Origin of the sequence: Bradyrhizobium sp. KBS0727, from assembly GCF_005937885.2 — a bacterium.
Classification (GTDB): Bacteria; Pseudomonadota; Alphaproteobacteria; order Rhizobiales; family Xanthobacteraceae; genus Bradyrhizobium.
Genome location: NZ_CP042176.1, coordinates 4,852,173 through 4,872,088 on the forward strand (window position 1 = coordinate 4,852,173; position 19,916 = coordinate 4,872,088).

General features: G+C 63.5%; 19 protein-coding genes. 13 read left to right on the forward strand and 6 right to left on the reverse strand.

What is annotated here, in order from left to right:
• Positions 1 to 582 precede the first annotated feature (582 nt).
• The 3 genes from FFI89_RS22880 to rfaD form a co-directional block, all read right to left on the reverse strand.
• On the reverse strand, positions 583 to 1,854 hold the full coding sequence (locus FFI89_RS22880) for an O-antigen ligase (RefSeq protein WP_138829881.1): 1,272 nt from the start codon (positions 1,852 to 1,854) through the stop codon (positions 583 to 585).
• Entirely contained in the window at positions 1,851 to 3,323 is a 1,473-nt protein-coding gene (rfaE1, locus tag FFI89_RS22885) for a D-glycero-beta-D-manno-heptose-7-phosphate kinase (RefSeq protein ID WP_138829882.1), read from the reverse strand. Before rfaE1 ends, FFI89_RS22880 begins: the two co-directional genes overlap by 4 nt.
• 107 nt (positions 3,324 to 3,430) lie before the next feature.
• The gene (rfaD, locus tag FFI89_RS22890) at positions 3,431 to 4,408 is read right to left on the reverse strand and encodes an ADP-glyceromanno-heptose 6-epimerase (protein WP_138829883.1); all 978 of its coding nucleotides are present in this window, start codon (positions 4,406 to 4,408) and stop codon (positions 3,431 to 3,433) included.
• 177 nt (positions 4,409 to 4,585) lie between these two features.
• Between rfaD and waaF the strand changes: the two genes are divergently transcribed.
• The 4 genes from waaF (at position 4,586) to FFI89_RS22910 (ending at position 8,389) form a co-directional block, all read left to right on the forward strand.
• Positions 4,586 to 5,647: a lipopolysaccharide heptosyltransferase II gene (gene waaF, locus FFI89_RS22895; RefSeq protein WP_138829884.1), complete on the forward strand. Its 1,062-nt coding sequence runs from the start codon at positions 4,586 to 4,588 to the stop codon at positions 5,645 to 5,647.
• Positions 5,644 to 6,165, forward strand: a complete 522-nt coding sequence (locus FFI89_RS22900) for an HAD family hydrolase (RefSeq protein WP_138829885.1) — start codon at positions 5,644 to 5,646, stop codon at positions 6,163 to 6,165. The genes waaF and FFI89_RS22900 overlap by 4 nt, the downstream gene beginning before the upstream one ends.
• 194 nt (positions 6,166 to 6,359) lie before the next feature.
• Positions 6,360 to 7,358: a putative zinc-binding metallopeptidase gene (locus tag FFI89_RS22905; RefSeq protein ID WP_246669229.1), complete on the forward strand. Its 999-nt coding sequence runs from the start codon at positions 6,360 to 6,362 to the stop codon at positions 7,356 to 7,358.
• Positions 7,355 to 8,389, forward strand: coding sequence for an ATP-grasp domain-containing protein (locus FFI89_RS22910; RefSeq protein ID WP_168212999.1), 1,035 nt, complete (start codon positions 7,355 to 7,357; stop codon positions 8,387 to 8,389). Before FFI89_RS22905 ends, FFI89_RS22910 begins: the two co-directional genes overlap by 4 nt.
• 69 nt (positions 8,390 to 8,458) lie before the next feature.
• On the opposite strand, the gene FFI89_RS22915 is transcribed toward FFI89_RS22910, so the two are convergent.
• Positions 8,459 to 9,502 carry a glycosyltransferase family 4 protein gene (locus tag FFI89_RS22915; RefSeq protein WP_138829887.1) on the reverse strand — a complete coding sequence of 348 codons (1,044 nt, stop codon included), beginning with the start codon at positions 9,500 to 9,502 and terminating at the stop codon, positions 8,459 to 8,461.
• A 181-nt stretch (positions 9,503 to 9,683) separates the two neighbouring features.
• Here FFI89_RS22915 and galE point away from each other — a divergent pair, with 181 nt between their 5' ends.
• The 3 genes from galE (at position 9,684) to FFI89_RS22930 (ending at position 13,357) form a co-directional block, all read left to right on the forward strand.
• Positions 9,684 to 10,697 carry a UDP-glucose 4-epimerase GalE gene (gene galE, locus FFI89_RS22920; protein WP_138829888.1) on the forward strand — a complete coding sequence of 338 codons (1,014 nt, stop codon included), beginning with the start codon at positions 9,684 to 9,686 and terminating at the stop codon, positions 10,695 to 10,697.
• Positions 10,698 to 10,804: 107 nt separating this feature from the next.
• Entirely contained in the window at positions 10,805 to 12,625 is a 1,821-nt protein-coding gene (locus FFI89_RS22925) for an ABC transporter ATP-binding protein (RefSeq protein WP_138829889.1), read from the forward strand.
• 30 nt (positions 12,626 to 12,655) lie between these two features.
• Positions 12,656 to 13,357 carry a fumarylacetoacetate hydrolase family protein gene (locus tag FFI89_RS22930; RefSeq protein WP_138829890.1) on the forward strand — a complete coding sequence of 234 codons (702 nt, stop codon included), beginning with the start codon at positions 12,656 to 12,658 and terminating at the stop codon, positions 13,355 to 13,357.
• A 77-nt stretch (positions 13,358 to 13,434) separates the two neighbouring features.
• On the opposite strand, the gene FFI89_RS22935 is transcribed toward FFI89_RS22930, so the two are convergent.
• Together FFI89_RS22935 and FFI89_RS22940 are read right to left on the reverse strand one after the other, a co-directional pair.
• Positions 13,435 to 14,484 (reverse strand): alpha/beta fold hydrolase, encoded by a 1,050-nt coding sequence (locus FFI89_RS22935; protein WP_138829891.1) that lies wholly within the window; start codon positions 14,482 to 14,484, stop codon positions 13,435 to 13,437.
• 221 nt (positions 14,485 to 14,705) lie between these two features.
• A complete protein-coding gene (locus FFI89_RS22940; protein ID WP_138829892.1) occupies positions 14,706 to 15,635 on the reverse strand; it encodes a LysR family transcriptional regulator in 930 nt (309 codons plus the stop codon).
• A 197-nt stretch (positions 15,636 to 15,832) separates the two neighbouring features.
• Here FFI89_RS22940 and FFI89_RS22945 point away from each other — a divergent pair, with 197 nt between their 5' ends.
• The 6 genes from FFI89_RS22945 (at position 15,833) to FFI89_RS22970 (ending at position 19,901) form a co-directional block, all read left to right on the forward strand.
• On the forward strand, positions 15,833 to 16,543 hold the full coding sequence (locus FFI89_RS22945; protein WP_138829893.1) for an SDR family NAD(P)-dependent oxidoreductase: 711 nt from the start codon (positions 15,833 to 15,835) through the stop codon (positions 16,541 to 16,543).
• Between the two features lie 60 nt (positions 16,544 to 16,603).
• Positions 16,604 to 16,840 (forward strand): 4-oxalocrotonate tautomerase family protein, encoded by a 237-nt coding sequence (locus FFI89_RS22950; RefSeq protein WP_138829894.1) that lies wholly within the window; start codon positions 16,604 to 16,606, stop codon positions 16,838 to 16,840.
• Between the two features lie 35 nt (positions 16,841 to 16,875).
• The gene (locus FFI89_RS22955; protein WP_138829895.1) at positions 16,876 to 18,126 is read left to right on the forward strand and encodes a YbfB/YjiJ family MFS transporter; all 1,251 of its coding nucleotides are present in this window, start codon (positions 16,876 to 16,878) and stop codon (positions 18,124 to 18,126) included.
• 188 nt (positions 18,127 to 18,314) lie between these two features.
• Positions 18,315 to 18,551, forward strand: coding sequence for a hypothetical protein (locus FFI89_RS22960; RefSeq protein WP_138829896.1), 237 nt, complete (start codon positions 18,315 to 18,317; stop codon positions 18,549 to 18,551).
• Complete coding sequence (locus FFI89_RS22965) at positions 18,548 to 18,799, forward strand: hypothetical protein (protein ID WP_138829897.1); 252 nt, start codon at positions 18,548 to 18,550, stop codon at positions 18,797 to 18,799. The genes FFI89_RS22960 and FFI89_RS22965 overlap by 4 nt, the downstream gene beginning before the upstream one ends.
• Before the next feature lie 193 nt (positions 18,800 to 18,992).
• Positions 18,993 to 19,901, forward strand: a complete 909-nt coding sequence (locus FFI89_RS22970) for a hypothetical protein (RefSeq protein WP_138829898.1) — start codon at positions 18,993 to 18,995, stop codon at positions 19,899 to 19,901.
• Positions 19,902 to 19,916: the final 15 nt, after the last annotated feature.

Genomic DNA, 19,916 nt, shown 5'->3' on the forward strand with positions numbered 1-19,916 from the left:
GACCGCACTCCACCGGAGTCATACAATCTATAGTTGTTGGAATCGTTAATATCCGTTCCGGTGGCGACTTCCCTCTAACCGGCAGTGGCCTCTCTATCAACTACCGCGTCGAGTCAGCGCCATGGTCGATTACCGGGCCCCCCGTTGGCGCCACCGTGCTTGAGCGCGAGCCCGGGATAAAGTAGCACCAGCCATGGCATCGGTATCATCAATTAAATGAACACCGGCACGCCGCGCGTCAAGCGATGGAATGAACCAGCGATGGCAGCAGGGCCTGCAGCTTCATGGTGGGAGGGGCATGGATTCGCGCGAGCGATGCCCCTCCGACCATAATGTCCTCGCCGCATCCAGCACGACAATTGCAATTAGTGACCCGCTGATTGGACGCCGTCTGCAACGAATCCCACTCCAAGGTCGGGACCGACGCCGCGAACAACACTATGCCGATGACAATTTTCCAAGGCAACCCGCAGCACCCAGAGCAGCGAGCAACTCGGTATTCAGACTACGTGGTGCCGGTCGGATAGGCGAGAATCATTTGCGAACCGATCGGCATTGTTGGCTTACCTATTTGATCCGAGTTCATCGCAAGCCCACCCGCCGCGTCAATGGGTCGTTCTGCGTGGCCCGTAGCGTCATACCGCCGGCAACACCAACGCCCAGCACATACATCCAGCCTTCGTGGAAGTCAAAGAGGTGCGAATTGAACAGCGAGGTAAAAATATTCTGAACGACAACTAGCAGGCCGATCCACGCAGCAAATCCTTCCCCCCGAAACATCGTAAGATGAAAAAACCACATCGAATACAACACGACGACCCCAACCGCGCCCCACTGGACCGCGACATTCAGGGTCTGATTATGCGGATTGGAGATGACAGCCGCGGATGCAAGATCCGCGGACCCGACCGCCGCCCGCTCAAAGAGACCCGGGATGGAGCCGGTCCCGTTGCCGATCACCGGCGACTGAATAAAAAAATTAAGAGATTTCCGCCAAAATTCGAGCCGGAGCCCGACCGAGCTTGGCAAGTTTTGAGTCTTGTATTCTTGATACTCGCTTACGAAAGCCTCCGCCTTGTGACGCAACTGCGGAGAGGCCATCCAAGCCATACCTGCTAGCAAAAGCATCGCGGCAAAGGTCATCAAGCTGGTTCGCCATTTCAGATGAAGCAGGGCAAATACCACCAACATAATCGGCATCGTTACCATCGCAGTCCGCGAAACGATGACGAACGTCATATTGACGACAAAGCCGAGGGAGACCGCACACAGGAACGTCGCTAGCCGAACCTTCCCGGCTTGTAGCAGACGCAAGATCGGATACGCCAGCGCGACCGCGCACAACGTGAACTCCTGACTCTGGTCGATGTAGTTCTTCACGAAGATACCGCGGGACGACGATTTGAGAGATAGACCGGGATCAAAAGCAACGATCCACGACACCAACATCAACACCGCACAGGACACCACGAAGGCGACGAATACCCACATGCCGCGCGCCGAACGCTCGAAATGATAGACCAGCAGCGGCAGCACCAGGAACTTGGCGAGCGGACCGATCGCATAGCTGCGCACGCCCCAAGGTGCATCCGACCATAACGTTCCGACCAGTGCGAGTGCGAATAGCGCAATCGGCAGCGCGCTGAGCGGCCGCCGCAGCGAAGCCGCGAACGCCTGCCGGTCGATCGTCGGCGCCACCGTCAGCACGAAGATCACGCCGAAGATGCCGACCAGCGAGGTCGACCAGGGCAGCGACAGCGCCAGCAGCACCGCGACGATATCGCTCGTCTTCGACCATATGGCGGGATCGCGCCACGCCGTCAGACGCGCCGGCAGGACTGTCGCTTGGTTCATGCCTTGCCTCCGCGCGCACGGTCGACCAGCGAGCTCGTACTGTGACCCGCCAGGATGTCGACCAGCAGCACTTCGCCGCCGCAGGCCTCGACGATCTCGTGACCGACGACCTGCTCGCGGGTGTAGTCACCGCCCTTGACCAGCACGCTCGGCCGCACCCTGGTGATCAGCTCGATTGGCGTGTCTTGCTCGAATATCGCGACGAGATCGACTGCCTCCAGCGCCGCCAGCACCTCGGCGCGGGCGCGCTCGTCCTGTACCGGCCGCCCCTCGCCCTTCAGCCGCTTCACGGAGGCATCGCTGTTGAGGCCGACGATCAGGCGATCGCAGGCGCCGCGCGCGGCCGTCAGCACTTTCACATGGCCCGGATGCAGAATGTCGAAACAGCCATTGGTAAAGCCGATGCGCAGGCCCTGCCGGCGCCAGTCCGAAAGATGGGTCGCAAGGTCGCCTCCGGCGATCACGATCTTTTCCTCGGCGGCCAGCGAGGCATGCGGCAGGATTTTTCGCCGCAGCTCGCCCGGCGTGACGGTGGCGGTGCCCTTCTTGCCGACCGCGACGGCAGCCGCGGCATTCGCCATCCGCAGCGCGGTCTCCCAGTCGACGTTGGCGGCGAGCGTCAGTGCCAGCACGGCGGCGACCGTGTCGCCTGCACCGGAGACGTCGCGCACCTTGACCGGCAGCGCCGGCACGTGGATCGTCGCCCCGCCGCGCACCACCAGCGTCATGCCGTGTTCGCTCTGCGTCACCAGCATGGCCTCGCAGTCGGCGAGATGCATGGCGTCCTGGGCGGCATCGGCAATGTTCTTGTCGGAATCGGCGCGGCTGCGGGTGGCTTCCGCGAACTCCTTGCGGTTCGGCGTGAGAACCGTCGCGCCACGATAGATCGCCAGATTGGCGCTCTTGGGATCGACGATCACCCGCTTGCCGAGTTTGCGCGCGGCATCGATGGTATTGCGGATCACCCGCGCGGTCAGCACGCCCTTGGCATAGTCCGAGAGCAGCACGATATCGGCGCGCGCGATCAGCGGCAGGATGGCATCGATCAGCTTCTGCTCGACGTCGGCGGTGGCCGGCAGCGCCAGTTCCCAGTCGGCGCGCAGCATGTGGCTGGAAAAATGCTCGGAGACGAAACGTACCTTGCGCGTCGTCGAGCGGCTCGCATCGACAACCAGCACGGCCTCGATGCGGTTTTCCTTCGCCAGTTCGGCTTTCAGCCTCATACCCGCCTCGTCCTCGCCGACGAGGCCGACGAAAATGCAGCGCGCCCCGAGCGAGGCGATATTGCGCGCGACGTTGCCGGCGCCGCCGATATTGGTCTCGCTGCGCCGGACCGCGATCACCGGCGCCGGCGCTTCCGGCGAAATCCGCGACACCTCGCCATAGACGAATTCGTCGAGCATGAGGTCGCCGATGCAGAGCACGGTCCGGTCGGCAATCGCTTGGCTCAGGGCTTCAAAATCGAACATCTGGTCTCGTAACTGTTTTTTGTTTGAGCATGATCTCCGGGCAAGCGCTTCGCGCTTGTCCCGAGGAAAACCGGTTCCCACTTTTCCGGATCATGCTCGTTGCCCCGTCAGCGAAAGCGATCGGTGCAGTCGAGAAAACCCTTCACGTAGATCTCGACCGCGTCTTCCAGCGCGGTGAAGCCGCCATTATAGCCGGCGTGCCGCAGCCGATCGACCTCGCTCTGGGTGAAGTATTGATAGCTGCCGCGGATCGCCTCGGGCATGTCGATATAGTGGATGTTCGGTTTGGCGCCGAGTGCTGTATAGGCCGACAGCATCAGATCGCGAAAGCTGCGCGCGGTGCCGGTGCCGACGTTGAACAGCCCGCTCACCGAGGGCGTCGCCAGCAGCCACATCATGACGCGCACGACGTCGTCGACATAGATGAAATCGCGACGCTGGTCGCCGTCGGCGATGCCTTCGCGGTGCGACTTGAACAGTTGCACCGGGCGCCCGGCTCTGACGTCGTCGAAGCGCCGCGCCAGCACGCTCATCATCGTGCCCTTGTGATATTCGTTGGGACCGAACACGTTGAAGAACTTCAACCCGGCCCATTGCGGCGGCAGCCGCTCGCCGCGCGCGGCGCGCTCGGCAACCGCCATGTCGAACAGATGCTTGCTCCAGCCGTACAGGTTCATCGGCCGCAGCTTCTTCAGCGCCTCCATCGACGCATCGTCGCCAAATCCCTGGTCGCCGTCGCCGTAAGTCGCCGCAGAGGAGGCGTAGATCAGCGGCGTCGCATTCGTCGTGCACCAGTCCAGCAGCCGCAGCGACAGCCGGAAATTGGTTTCGATCACCAGATCGCCGTCGGTCGCCGTGGTCTCGGAGATGGCGCCGAGATGGATGACGGCGTCGAGCCGGCGGCCCTTCAGCCAGTCCATCAGTTCGGACGGCGGCACGAAATCGGCGAGCCGGCGCTTGGCCAGATTGCGCCATTTGCCGTCGCGGCCGAGCACGTCGCAAACCGCCACGTCCAGGCCGGCGTCGTTCAACGCGGCCACGACGTTCGATCCGATAAAACCGGCACCCCCGGTCACCAGTAACATGCCGTCCCCTGCCATGATTATTCGGCGCCAGCTTTGCCCCACTAGCGCGCGGCAAGCAACTTGGGCCGGGAAACTTGAGCAATGAGCCGGAATCAAGATGCCGGTCCCGGCTTTACCTCCCGATAAGGAGCGGTTACCGACGGAGCCAGAATCAGCCGAGCAGCAGACTTTTAAGGTATGAATACAGATTCAACAATTGGGATCGAGATCGAGGACGCTGCCGACACCCGGCCGATCCTGATCGTACCCTATATGTGGATCGGCGATTTCGTCCGCGGCCATACCGTGGTGCGCGTGCTGAGGCAGCGCTGGCCGAACCGGCCGGTGGACCTGCTGGTGACCTCGCTTTGCGCCCCCCTAGTCGATTACATGCCCGGCGTCCGCGCCGGGATCGTCTGGGACCTGCCGCGCGGCCGGCTCGCGGTCGCCAGGCAGGCGGGTCTGGCGGCCGAACTGCGCGCCCGGAACTATGGAACCGCGCTGATCCTACCGCGCACCTGGAAGGCCGCCATCGCGCCCGCGCTGGCCGGGATCCCGGAACGGGTGGGGTTCTTCGGCGAAGCCCGGTTCGGGCTGATCAACCGGATGCGCTGGGGTGAAAAAGCCCTGCCCCGCTTTATCGACAAAAACGCCGCCCTGGCGCTACCTGATGGCGCAAAGCTGCCGCCGGAGTGGCCGGTTCCGCAGCTCCGCGTACCGTCAGAGGAAACCGCCCGCTGGCGGCAGGCCAACGGGCTGGGCATGGGACCCGCCGTAGCGCTGGGGCCCGGTTCCGTCGGCGAGTCAAAGCGCTGGACCTATTACCCGGAGGCCGCGCGGCTGTTGGCCGAACGGGGTTTTGACATCTGGGTGGTGGGCGGCCCCGGCGAAAAGGCGCTGGCGCAAGAAATCGTCGCAGCCGGCGGCGGCAAGGTCCGCGACCTCACCGGCACCGATCTGCGCAACGGCATTCTGGCCATGGCGGCAGCCAGCGTCGCCATTTCCAACGACTCTGGCCTGATGCATATCGCGGCGGCGATCGGCACACCGACAATGGGCATTTTCGGCCCCACCAGCCCCTATCTCTGGGCGCCGCTGAACGGGCTCACGGCGACGGTACTGACCAAGAGCGAACTTTCCTGCCAGCCCTGCCAGCGCACGGTCTGCACCATGAACGACCATCGCTGCATGCGCGACATTCCGGCGGTCGAGGTCGCCGATATCGCGCAGCGCGTGCTCCAAGAGGCGGCGCCGCGATGAGCGTGATCCCCAGGCCTGCGGTGTTTCTCGACCGCGACGGCGTCGTCAATTACGACGACGGCTACATGGGCACGCGCGAACGGATTCGCTGGATGCCCAATGCGGCCAAGGCGATTCGCCGGCTCAACGCCGCCGGCTATTTCGTGTTCTTCTTCACCAACCAGTCCGGCGTGGCGCGCGGCTACTTCAGCGAAGACGAACTCAACGTGCTGCACGACTGGATGCGCTCCGAACTCGCGGCGGATGGCGCCATCATCGACGACGTCAGGTATTGCCCGCACCATCCCGCCGGCACCGTCGCCGGCTATCTCGAGGATCATCACTGGCGCAAGCCCTCGCCCGGCATGATCCACGATCTGATGGCGCACTGGCCGGTGCGGCACGCCGGCAGCTTTGTCATCGGCGACCGCGACACCGATATCGAGGCGGCGCAAGCCGCGGGCCTGCCGGGGTTCTTGTTCGCCGGCGGCGACCTCGATGCGTTCGTCGCCGATGTGATGGCTCAGACCAGAACTTGATCACCTGGACAGGCTGAGAAGATCCGCGGTCACGCGGCTCTGGCTTGTAGCCGATTTGAGCTCCCCGGCGCCCTCGGACGTGCCGCACCGAAGACTCGGCGGTTGTTGCCAACAGCTTCCTATGAGACCATTCCAGCACTGGGTTTCATGATTTGCGGATGCCTATGCCACGACGGAAATACGCCTGGGAGAACATGACCGATGAGCAGTTGCTCAAGCAGCGCCTCAGCAGCCTGCGGGTCAAGGTCAAGGGCACCTGGCTCGAGGATTGTGTCGGCGCTCTGAACGAAGAGCTCAAGGCACGAGGCATACGGCTGCGGCCGCACACATGGATATCGAGCGAATGGTTCAGTCCGGCAGATGTGCCCGGTATTGCCATCCCGTTCTACCTTGCGCATCCTCGCCTGATGAAACTCGAGAAGAAAATGATGCTCGAGGTCGAGGCCGGTACCTGGTCGGAATGCATGGCGATTCTCCGCCACGAGGCAGGTCATGCGGTGCAGCACGCTTACCAATTGCAGCGTCGCCGACGCTGGCAGCAGCTGTTCGGCCCATCCTCGAAACACTATCCGCTCTACTACCGGCCCAATCCGGCCAGCCGAAGTTATGTCCAGCATCTTCGCCGCTGGTATGCGCAGAGCCACCCGGATGAGGATTTCGCCGAGACCTTTGCGGTGTGGTTGAAGCCCCGATCGAACTGGCGGACACGCTATGCCGGCTGGCCGGCACTGAAGAAACTCGAATACGTCGACGAGCTGATGGGCGAGATTGCAGGTCAGCGGCCGCTGATCACGTCGCGGGAGCGCGTCGATCCGTTATCCCAACTCAGCCAGACGCTCGGCGAGCACTACAAGAAAAAGCAGGCCTTCTACGCTTTCGATCCGCCGAAGACGTATGACCGCGACCTCCACCGTCTGTTCTCCGCCGATCAACGCCACCGGCGGGCGCAGCCGGCGGCGTCCTTCATCCGGCGACACCGCGCGCAAGTCAGACAGTTGGTGGCGCAATGGACCGGCGAGAACCAGCTCACACTCGATGCCGTTCTCGACGAGATGATCTCGCGTTGCCGTGAACTCGAACTTCGCGCGCCGGGGTCCGAACGCAGGCTTTTGATCAACTTCACCATCCTGTTGACGGCCAAGACCATGCACGCGCTATTCGGGCCGTCACGACGCAAATGGATCGCGCTATGAGGCGGCTGCGCGTTCTGGTCCTGATGCATCCGGACTTCATGCCCCCGGACTCGATCGACGGATACACCGCGCAGGAAATCAACGCTTGGAAGACGGAATTCGACGTCGTCAGCACCCTGCGTGCGGCAGGCCATGACGTGCGTCCGCTCGGCGTTCAGGAGGAAATCAAGCCGGTCAGGGTCGCAATCGAGGAATTCAAACCGCACGTGGTGTACACGCTGCTGGAGGAGTTCCACTATACGTCCGGCTATGACCAGCATATCGCGAGCTTTCTCGAACTGATGAAGGTCCCGTATACCGGCTGCAACCCGCGCGGCCTGATTCTTGCGCGCGGCAAGGATTTGTCAAAAACCTTGGCGCACTATCGCCGGATCGCAACGCCGGCCTTTGCCGTGTTCCCGATGCATCGCAAGGTCAAGCGGCCCTCACGCCTTGCGCTGCCGCTTATCGTCAAGAGCCTGAGCGAGGATGGATCTTTTGGAATCTCGCAAGCCTCGATCGTCGATACCGACGAGAAGCTGGCGGAGCGTATCGCCTTCGTTCACGACCGGCTGAAGACCGCCGCCATCGCCGAGCAGTACATCGAGGGGCGCGAACTCTATGTCGGTGTGCTCGGCAACAACCGGCTGCGGGCGCTGCCGGTGTGGGAATTGAAATTCGGCAACTTGGGCGGCGAAGGGGCGCGGCAAATCGCTACCGAGAAAGCCAAACACGATCCGAGCTATCAGGAACGCGTCGGCATCGTGGATGGGCCGGCCAAGGACCTGGCACCGGAGCTGGCTGATCGTATTCAGCGAACCGCGAAACGCATCTACAAGACACTGGGGCTCGATGGCTACGCGCGCATCGATTTTCGCCTGTCGGCGGATGGCACGCCGTATTTCATCGAAGCCAATCCCAATCCCGAAATAGCGAAGAGCCAGGAGTTCGCCACCGCCGCCAAGCACGACGGAATTGAATATCCGGACCTGCTGCATCGCATCCTGACGCTCGGAATAAGCCGGGCAAAGGCGGGAGCCTCGGTAGGCTAAAGGCGTTGCAGTCAGGACGGCTGCTATTGTCTGGCGGACGTCGGCGATGCTCATCGCCTGAAGACAACGCTACAGCATCTCGTAAACCGCCGCGATCGCGTTGGCCTCGGCATCCAGGCTGAATTTTTCGAGCACCCTCGCCCGTGCCCGTTCTCCCATCGCCGTCGCCGCTGCCGGATTGCGCATCAACGGCTCAAGTGCCGCGACCAGCGCATCGACATCGCCTGGTGGTGTCAGCACGCCGGTCACGCCGTCCTCGACCACGAATTCGGCGGCGCCCGCGCGCGCCGCGACCAATGCGGCACCTGACGCCATCGCCTCGATCAGCGTCAGGCCAAAGCCCTCGTTGCGCGAGGTGAAGGCGTAGATCGTCAGCCGCTGGTACCAACGCTGCACTTCCTCATTCGCAAGTTCGCCCGTGATGACGATGCGCGAAGACAGGCCGGCGGCCTCGATCTGTCGCTTCAGTCCATCGGCAAACCCCTGCTGCTCCGGTACGATGGCGCCGACGATGACCGCCGTAAAATCCGGATAGCGCGGCAGCAGCCGGCACATCGCCTCGACGAACACGTCGGTGCCCTTTTGCGCGCGCACCCGGCCGAAGCAGCCGATCGCGTAGCGACCGGGCAGTTTCGCCTCGGCAAACGCCGCCACACGATCGGCCGGCGGCGCATAGAGATCCGCGTCCACGCCGTGCATCACGACCGTGGCCTTACGCTTCAGATACGACGCCGAAAAATCCGAAGTCGCGATCACGGCGTCCATCTGCCGGATCAGCCAGCGCGTCAGCCGCTGGTGATGGCGCTGCGCCGCCGAGGTGAACACCAGCTTTAGCGGCCAGCCGAGTGTACGCAGCAACAGCCCTGCGATCATCTCGTCGTTGCGCCGCGCGTGCCAGATCAGCGGCGCGCGGCGGCGCCAAAGTTTTGCGAGATCGCCAACTCCCATCCGCGCGATGCCGTCGGGCGCATGCGGACCGAACCAGGCAGCGCGATACATCCGGGCCAGCCGCGGCGCCACCATCCGGTTGGTCGCGGTAACGCCGGAATAGCGCCTGTGCAGATTCGGCACGATCAGCTGGAGATCGTCGGTGGAATTGCTCTCGATCGGCACGTCGGGCTCCGTTTCGAGAAGTTCCTATACGCAACATTAAGCATAGTGGCCAGTTCAGCGGCACCGAAAGATACTCTTCACCGCACCGGCGATAGCATCACCCCTTAACTTAAGAGCGCATGATCTCTTTCGCCAAACCGCCCACACTTTGGCGGATCATGCGCCGGGAGAGGGTGTGCCCATGACCGTGCTTGTCACCGGTGGCGCCGGCTATATCGGCAGTCATATGGTTCATGCGCTGGCCGAAGCCGGCGAAAGCGTCGTCGTGATCGACAACCTGTCCACCGGATTTTCCAACTTCCTGCCCGAAGGCGTGCCGCTGTTCATCGGCGATGCCGGCGACGAGAACCTGGTCGAGGGCGTGATCGCCCAGCATGGCGTCGAGAGCATCATCCACTTCGCCGGCTCCGTGGTGGTGCCGGATTCGATGCGCGATCCGCTCGGCTACTATCGCAACAACACCATGACGACCCGCAGCCTGCTGAACGCTGCGGTCAAGGGCAGCGTCAAGCGTTTCATCTTCTCGTCGACCGCGGCCGTCTACGGCAATCCGGACCAGATGCCGGTGCCCGAGCACGCCCCAACGCGGCCGATGTCGCCTTACGGCTCGTCAAAACTGATGACCGAAATCATGCTGCACGATGTCGCCGCAGCCCACGACATGGAACATGTCGTGCTGCGCTACTTTAACGTCGCCGGCGCCGACCCGTTAGGACGCGTCGGGCTCGCCACCGTCGGCGCGACGCATCTGCTGAAGATCGCGGTCGAGGCCGCCACCGGCCAGCGCGCCAAAATCGACGTCTTCGGAACCGACTATCCGACCCCGGACGGCAGCGCCATCCGCGACTTCATCCACGTCAGCGACCTCGCGCAGGCCCATCGCGCGGCGTTGGCCTACCTGCGCGGCGGCGGCAGTTCGGTGACGCTGAACTGCGGCTACGGCCGCGGCTATTCGGTGCTGGAAACCATCGAGGCGGTCCGTCGGGTCTCGATGCGCAATTTCGCGGTTCAATATGCGCCGCGCCGGCCCGGCGACATCATGACCATGGTGGCCGACACCAGCCGCATCCGCTCCATGCTGGACTGGACGCCGCGATACGACGATCTCGAAACCATCGCCGCCCACGCGCTGGCCTGGGAAGAGAAGCTGTTCCGCGACCGCGGCGGCCTCGCGCCGCAAGCGGAATCGGCCTGAAATCAAGCGCTTATTTGGCTTGAAAATCCTGCTTTTAGCAGGCAAGGAGTCATCAAAGCAGCCCTGGCATACGGGTATCTGAAACCCGTATTGTCGATGGAACGCGGATGACCGAACTTCCAAAAAAACCCACGAGAAAAATCACCGACGACCCCTATGGCGCAGCGATCCTAATTCGCCGCCTCGTGGCCGAACAGGGCCTCGCTTACTGGCGGCGATACCTGCTGGCTTTCGCGCTGATGGGGGTCGCGGCCGCCGCGACCGCCGGCGCCACCTATGTGCTGGGGCAGGTGATCAACCAGGCCTATGTCGACAAGAACGTGACCGGCATCGCCATTCTCTCCGGCGTCACCGTGCTGCTGCTGTTCATCAAGGGTGTGGCGACCTACGGCCAGACCATCATCCTGTCGAAGATCAGCAACGCCATCCTCGCCAACAACCAGCGCCGGCTGTTTGCCAAGCTGATGAGCGAAAGCATTGCCTTCTTTTCCGACCGGCATTCGTCCGAATTCCTGACCCGGCTGACCTCGGGCGCCAAATCGATCACCGACGTGCTGAACCTCCTGATCAATGCGATCGGGCGCGACCTGCTGACGTTGATCGCCCTGGTCGGCGTGATGGTGGCGCAGGATCCGCTACTGTCGCTGGTCGGCCTCGTGGTGGTGCCGCCGGCGATGCTGTTCCTGCGCAAGATGATCAAGCGCATCAAGGGCCTCGCCTACAGCCAGTTCACCGGCACCGCCGACATCCTGGAGACCATGCAGGAATCGCTGCAAGGCATCCGCACCGTCAAGGCGTTCACGCTGGAAGAGGCAATGCAACAGCGGATCGATGCGGATATCACCGCCGTCGAGCGCAACTCCAACAAGATGGCGCGGGTCTCCAACCGCGCCAACCCGCTGATGGAAACGCTCGGCGGCTTTGCCGTCGCCGGCTGCTTGCTGTACGGCGGCTACAGCGTGGTCGCGCTGGGCGCCACGCCCGGCCAGTTCTTTTCGTTCATGACCGCCTTCCTGATGGCGACCGAACCCGCCAAGCGGCTGGCGCGGCTCAACATCGATCTCAACAGCCAGCTGGTCGGCGCACGGATGCTGCTCGAGGTCGTCGACAGTCCGGCGAGCGAACCCGCCGACGACGACAAGCCGGCGCTGAAACTGACCGACGCGCGGATCGAATTGCGCGACGTCAGCTTTGCCTATCGCCCGGGCGAACCCGTGCTCAACCGCATGAGCTTCATGGCCGAGCCCGGCAAGGTGACCGCGCTGGTCGGCCCCTCCGGCGGCGGCAAGTCGACGGTGCTGGCGCTGCTGCTGCGCTTCCACGAGGTGAGCCAGGGCGATATCCTGGTCGACGGGCAGTCAATCGGATCGGTATCGCGCAAATCGCTGCGCCGGCAGACCGCCTATGTCGGCCAGGACGTCTATCTGTTCCGCGACACCATCGGCGCCAACATCGCCTTCGGCAAGGACAACGCCACCCAGGACGAGATCGTGGCCGCGGCCAAAGCGGCCTGCGCGCACGACTTCATCATGGGTTTCCCGCTTGGGTATGACACCCCGGTCGGCGAGCACGGCGCGCAACTCTCCGGCGGCCAGCGCCAACGCATCGCGGTGGCGCGCGCGCTGATCAAGAACGCGCCGGTGATCCTGCTCGACGAGGCGACCGCGGCGCTGGATTCGGAATCCGAAAAGGCGGTGCAGGAGGCGATCGAGCATCTCTGCCGGAACCGCACCACCATCGTCATCGCCCACCGCCTGCACACCATCATGCATGCCGACGCAATCCTGGTGGTCGAGGGCGGCGAGATCGTCGAGCGCGGGCGGCATGACGACCTGCTGCGCCGCGGCGGCCGCTACGCCTCCTTCTTCCGCCTGCAGCACCTCGATGCCGGCCCGCCGGTACTGGCGCCGGTCAGCGCAACCGCCTAAGCTTTCCTCACCTCCAGCCGAGACCCTTCCATGAACGCCGCCTCCTACGTTATCCCGCTTCCGCCGCAGCCCTCGCTCCCTGTCGTGGGCGAAGCCAAATCCTTCCCGGTTCGCCGCATCTGGTGCGTCGGGCGCAACTACCTCGAGCACATCCGCGAAATGGGCAATGACGAGCGCGCGCCGCCGTTCTTCTTCGCCAAGCATGCCGACATGCTGGTGCCCGACGGCGCCACGATCCCCTACCCGCCGCTGACCAAGGACCTGCACCACGAGGTCGAACTGATCGTCGCCATGAAGAGCGGCAGCCTCAACATTCCCGCCGACAAGGCGCTCGATCACGTCTACGGCTACGCCGTCGGCATCGACCTCACCCGCCGCGACCTGCAGATTGCCTCGCGCAAGAAGGAACGGCCGTGGGAAGTCGGAAAGTCTTTTGACTATTCCGCGCCCTGCTCCGCGGTGCAGCCGGCGTCGAAGATCGGCCATCCCTCCAAGGGCAAGATCTGGCTCACGGTCAACGGCACCGAAACCCAGAAGGGCGATCTGACCGAACTGATCTGGAACGTGCCCGAGATCATCTGGCAGCTCTCGCAGCAGGTGGCGCTCGCCGCCGGCGACATCATCATGACGGGAACGCCGGCCGGCGTTTCCCAGCTTCACCCCGGCGACAAGATCGAGTGCGGCGTCGACGGCGTCGGCACGCTGAAGGTTACGATCGGCAAGCCTGAATAGCGAACCGCGGTTAGTTTTGAATGACGAAAGCCCCGGACCCGGTCCGGGGCTTTTTTCATGGCAGCGGCCGGCACCGGTCAGCTTCCGGCGACCGCGACGATGGCTTCGGCAAAGGCTTGCGGCGCCTCTTGCGGCAGGTTGTGACCGATGCCTCCGGTGATGACCCGGTGGGTATATTTGCCGGAGAATTTTTTGGCGTAGGCGCTGGCAGGCGGATGCGGCGCGCCGTTGTCGTCGCCTTCCATCGTGATGGTGGGCACGGCGATATCGGGCGCGGCGGCGAGCCGCTTTTCCAGATCGAGATACTTGGCTTCGCCTTCGGCGAGACCGAGCCGCCAGCGGTAATTATGGATCGTGATCGCGACATGGTCGGGATTGTCGAGCGAGGCTGCGCTGCGGTCGAACGTGGCATCGTCGAAGCGCCATTGCGGTGAAGCGATCTGCCAGATCAACTTGGCGAAATCGTGCCGGTTCTTGTCGTAGCCGGCCCGGCCGCGCTCGGTGGCGAAGTAGAATTGATACCACCATTGCAATTCGGCCTTCGGCGGCAACGGCACCTTGCCGGCCTCCTGGCTGCCGATCAGATAGCCGCTGACGGAGACCATCGCCTTGCAGCGCTCCGGCCACAGGGCTGCAATGATGTTCGCGGTCCGCGCCCCCCAGTCATAGCCGCCGATGACGGCCTTATCGATTTTCAATGCATCCATCAACGCGACGATGTCGACCGCGAGCGCCGCTGGTTCGCCATTGCGGACGGTGTCGCTCGCAAGAAAGCGCGTCGTGCCGTAGCCGCGCAGATGCGGGACGATCACGCGGTAGCCGGCCTGCGCCAACAGCGGCGCGACATCGACGTAGCTGTGAATGTCGTAGGGCCAGCCATGCAGCAAAATGACGGGCGGACCGTTCGAAGGGCCGGCTTCGGCGTAGCCGACATTGAGGACGCCGGCATCGATCTGCTTCAGCGACGCAAAGGAGGTGTTCGTTCCCAGCTTGATCGCCGGCAGGCTGGCCGGCTTGCCCGATTGCGCAAAGGCCGAACCGACCGGAATCAGCGCAGAGGCGGCGGCGACGGCGACGGACGCGGCACCCAGGAAACAGCGGCGATCGAGCTTGATGTGTTCCGACATCGTTTTCGTCCCTTTAATCCACACTCCCGGCGGCATCGCGACCGGTCAACGGGCATCTAGGGGCAATCGAGGTGGATGCGAAGACCCGTCAGGCGGCGAACACTGTTTCGTGTAGTGAAAGAGTGGCGGCGCGGCGCTCACGCCGGCCTGTCGGGAATCAGTCCGGTGCGCTTGCCATCGTGGCATCCGCCGCTGCGGAAAAATCCGCAAGGCAACAAACTTCACGAACGCGCGGCAGCCGAGTCCTTCGCAAGGCGCGCAAAATGACTGCGAAGCCGCGGCACGGCAAAGTCCATGAAGGCGCGAACCTTCGGCACCGACGACCGGCCTTGCGGCGAAATCACATGCACCGGCGTCGGCGCGGGCTCGTCTCCCGTCAGCACCACTTCGAGTTCGCCCTCACAGACCTGTGCGGCGACCTGATACGAATAGAACCGCCCGACCCCGCGTCCGCTGACGACCGAGGCCACAGCGCCGCGAATGCTGTTGATGACGAGGCGCGGCGCGAACTGAACGGTTCGCGGCACGGCGGTGCCCGGCAACGGCGGAAAGGTCCAGGATTGAGCCAGATGAGCCATGGTCACGATCTGGTGCTTCGTCAGATCGCCCGGCTCCACAATCCGTGGGTTCTTTTTCAGGTAACGCGGCGCGGCCACCACCAGGCGGCGGACCTCGCCGATCTTGGTTGCAACCATCGAAGAGTCGGGCAGATGGGCGATGCGAAGCGCGATATCGATGCCCTCGTCGATCAGATTGACCGGCCTGTCGAGCAGCAAGAGCCGCGCCGAGACGGTCGGATATGCATCCAGGAAGGCGTCGAGGATCGGCCGTAGCACGATTTCGCCCGAGGTGACGGGCGCCGTCAGCGTCAGCGTGCCGCGCGGCGCCGATTTCTCGCCCGCTGCGATAATGTCGGCCTCTTCGAGCTCGGTCAGCACGCGGCGGCAGGCGGCCGCATAGCGCTCACCCGCCTCGCTGAGCTTGATCGATCGCGTGGTCCGGTGCAGCAGCTCGGCGCCGACATGCGCCTCGAGGAAGGCGATCGCGCGGCTGACTGCGGCCGGTGAACGGCCAAGCTTGCGGCCCGCGCCCGCGAGGCTGCCCTGTTCGAGCGCCACCACGAAGACTTTCATCGCATCGATTCGGTCCATCGCTCCTCCTCGCCGGGGACGGCCGGCACGCGGCCATCGATGCCCGCCAATATCCTCCATTCAATCGCCTGGCGGAAGAGTGTCTGTCGAATGGCGCGTATTCGCTCGCGCTGCGAATGAGCGTACCTCCTACCCACCGGGGCAGCGAAGCCCGAGTGGCTCGCCTCACCGCATCAGGGAAACAACAGGAGATTGTCATGGGCATCGAACAGAAAGTCGCAGTCATCACCGGCGCGTCGCAAGGTATCGGCGCAGCCCTCGTCAAGGCGTACCGCGATCGCAACTTCCGCGTGGTTGTCACCGCGCGTTCGATCAAGCCGTCCAACGATGACGGCGTCCTCGCGGTAGCCGGCGACATCGCCGACTGGAATACCGCCGAGCGCGTGATTTCCGAAGGCGTGGCGCGGTTCGGCCGTATCGACACGCTGGTCAACAACGCCGGCATCTTCATCGCCAAGCCGTTCACCCAATATACCGAGGCCGATTACAAGGCAGCACTCGGCATCAACACCGCCGGTTTCTTCCGCATCACGCAGCTGGCGATTGCCGAAATGGAAAAGCAGGGCTCGGGCCATGTCGTGCAGATCACGACGAGCCTGGTCGACCAGGCGAATTCCAACGTGCCGTCGGTCCTCGCCTCGTTGACCAAAGGCGGCCTCAATGCCGCGACCAAGTCGCTCGCGATCGAATATGCGAAGCGCGGCATCCGCGTCAACGCGGTGTCGCCCGGCATTATCAAATCGCCGATGCATGCGGTTGAAACCCATGCCGCGCTCGGTGCCCTGCACCCGGTCGGCCACATGGGCGAGATGTCCGACATTACCGACGCCGTCCTTTACCTGGAATCCGCCGCCTTCGTGACCGGTGAAATCCTGCACGTCGATGGCGGCCAGAGCGCCGGCCACTGAGCCATCCGATGCGGCGATGGCGCAGAGCCCTCGCTCTCAACCCATTCAAGGATAACCGCCATGCCTATCGTAACCATTCAAGTAACCCGCGAAGGCACCAGGTCGAGCGCGAATGCCGTTACGGCCGAGGAGAAGGCCGCGTTGATCAAGGGCGCGAGCGAGCTTCTCCGCGACGTTTTGAACAAACCACTCGAGTCGACGTTCGTCGTGATCGAGGAAGTCGACACCGACAATTGGGGCTGGGGCGGCCTGCCCGCGCTGGAGTTCCGGCGGCGGCGCGCTGCGGCGAGCGGCTGATGCGCCGGCGCTTACGCAAGGTACAGGAGGATGAGATGACAGAGTTGAGCGCGAATACCGGAGGCGGCCGGCATCTCGGCGGCACGACACGGCACGAGCAAGCAGGATCGGCCTGGCGGTTTGCGATCGCCGGACTATGCGCGTCGCTGGTCGGGCTTGGCCTCGCCCGTTTCGCCTACACGCCACTGATCCCGGCGCTGATCGCGGCCAAATGGTTCAGCGCGTCCGATGTGGTCTATCTCGGTGCCGCCAATCTCGCGGGCTACCTCGCCGGCGCACTGCTGGCGCGGCCGGCCGCCGCGCGCATCGGCGCGGTGCCGGCGCTACGCATGATGATGGTGCTGGCCACCCTCTCCTGCTTTGCAAGTTCGGTGCCGGTGTCATTCCTCTGGTTTTTCGTCTGGCGCTTTCTCGCCGGCCTCACCGGCGGCATCATCATGGTGCTCGCCGCGACGGTGGTCTTGCCGCATACCTCGGCGGCCAAGCGCGGCATCGTCGGCGGCGTGATCTTCGCGGGCGTTGGATTGGGTGTCGCCGCTTCTGGCACACTGGTGCCGCTGCTTCTGCAACAGGGACTGAAGCAGGCATGGATTGGCCTCGGCGTTCTCTCTCTTCTGCTGACGCTGATCAGCTGGACCAATTGGCCGAAGCAGGCGCCCGCGCCGAACGCAGCGATCGCCTCTTCTCACCCGAAACGTCACCGTCAATCCCCCGCCGTCCGCGCGCTGCTGATCCAATACGGCCTCAATGCCTGTGCACTGGTGCCGCATATGGTCTTTATCGTCGACTTCGTGGCACGCGGCCTTGGCCAGGGTATCTCCGCCGGATCGCATTACTGGGTATTTTACGGACTCGGCGCGATCGTTGGCCCGTTGCTGACCGGCCATCTCGGCGACCGCGCCGGATTCGGTCCCGCTCTGCGCGCAGCTTTCCTCGTGGAAGCCATCGCGGTGCTACTGCCCGCCGTCAGCACAGCGCCCGCCTCCCTGATCGTGTCGAGCGTCATCATCGGCGGCTTCACGCCCGGCATCGTGCCACTGGTGCTCGGACGCATCCATGAGCTGGTCCCGCACAACGCCGAGCAACAGCGCGCCACCTGGGGACACGCCACCACCAGCTTTGCACTGTTCCAGGCGGCGGCCGCCTATGGCTTCTCCTGGCTGTTCGCCCACACCGGAGGCGACTATCTGCTGCTGTTTCAGCTCGGCGGCGGTGCCGTGGCGCTTGCGCTCGCAATCGATCTCGTCATGGCGTTGACGGTTGAGCGGAACGAAGTGAAGCCATGACAAACCGGCGAAACGCGCCGCGGCGGCTCCAGACGAACGGTGTCGCTGCGACGGGATGGCGTCGATCTCTCGCGGCAGGCACATTCGAACAATTCAAATCAATTGCGGCGATCGCCGTGCACTCCAATGGAGGACATCGCACCTAGCGTTCCCCGGTACAAAGGCGGGGCGGTATCCCCAGAGTGCCGGTGATGGAAGCAACAAGCGCGGCCTGGAAAAGCGGTAGCGTCGTCCGGCTGTTGTCGGGCGGCGAAGCGATGAAAGTCATCGGTTGCGACGGCGTGGGATCGGTGATCTGCCGGCCACTGGACGACGAATGCCATCTGGATATCCACGTACCACCCTCATTGCTGGTGGCCGCCGATCAGGAACACGGCAACGGCGCGCCAGGACATTCCACCGACAAGGCTACGGAGAACGCATGACGGATCGTATCCGGGTTATCTGTTCCAATTGCCGTAAATCCTTCAACGAGCGCGCACAGCGCATGAAACCGGGTTACCAGACCCAGTGCACGCATTGCATGAGGCTGATCACCTTCGACAGCAGCTCCGAAGACCCGAACATCCGGCGTCCCCTGAGAGATGCCCGCGATTTTCGAATGAAGGCCGAAGAAGCGCTGGTGCTGGCACGCATGGCGTCCCAGGCGCCCAAGCGCGACCAGGTATATTAAAACGACCGGCTATTTGGTCAGCGGTACGAGTCGCCGTCTTGTCGACGACGCTCACCTGCGCTCTGTCATATAACTGTCATAAAACACCGCCCTGAAAAACATCGGGCCACAGATATTTGAGTCGTGCCGCGCCAACATTTCGTGACAGAATTGCTACAACGAAATGTCAGTCAGATTAAATTTTGGAGCGGCAATGAATTTGGTGTGGCAGGCGCGGTCGAATCCGCTGGCGTGGTGGTGGGGTTTCCTGACCGTCGTGAGCGGCGCGAATATCGCGGCCTGGTTGGTGCTTTACCGCGAATTCCAGAACAGCCCGCTGGGCAGCGTGAGCAGCCCCGCCGACACGCAATCGATGCTGCTGCTCTGCGCGGCCTATGTCTTCGGCTGCGCGTTCCGCTCGGTGCTGCCGCGCGCGGATGTGCAGCGGATCTGCCTGTTCAACACCTGGCTGTCGAGCGTCATGGTCGGCCGAACCGTGGCAACCATCGCCGAGGTCTGCTTCGCGGCGCAGTGGGTCATCATCATGGCCCAGTTGGGCCGGATGACGGGCGCGGACACCACGGTGAACGCTTCGCTGGCGATCCTGCCCTTGATCGTCATCGCGGAATGTTTCTCGTGGTACGCGGTGGTGACCAGGAACTATCTCTTCAATGCCATCGAAAATTCGCTGTGGGCGGTCGCCTTCTTCATCATCGCGATCGGCCTTTGCCGGTTGCTGCCGGAATTCAACGGTCCGGTTCGGCTGGCGCTCGTGGTCACCATCGTCGGCATCGCCGCCTATCTGGCGTTTCTCGTCACCATCGACGTACCGATGTACCTGAGCCGCTGGCGGACAGGCCTCGCTGAAGGCAGCATGCTTCTTGGCGTCATCGAGGGTCTTCGCGACGTCAGCACGCGCTGGGTCGTGACCCACGACATCGAGCACTGGAAGGGCGAGATTGCCTGGATGTCGCTCTATTTCAGCGCCGCGGTGTGGGCCAGCCTGGCGTTGTGCGTGGTCTATACGCTGGACGATCACCTTCCGCGCTATCGCACCGAAGCCGCGGCCGTGAGCTGGCCTGTTGCGGGCAGCCTGCAACGGGTCGCTATCCGCGCGCCATAACCGGTATACGACCGC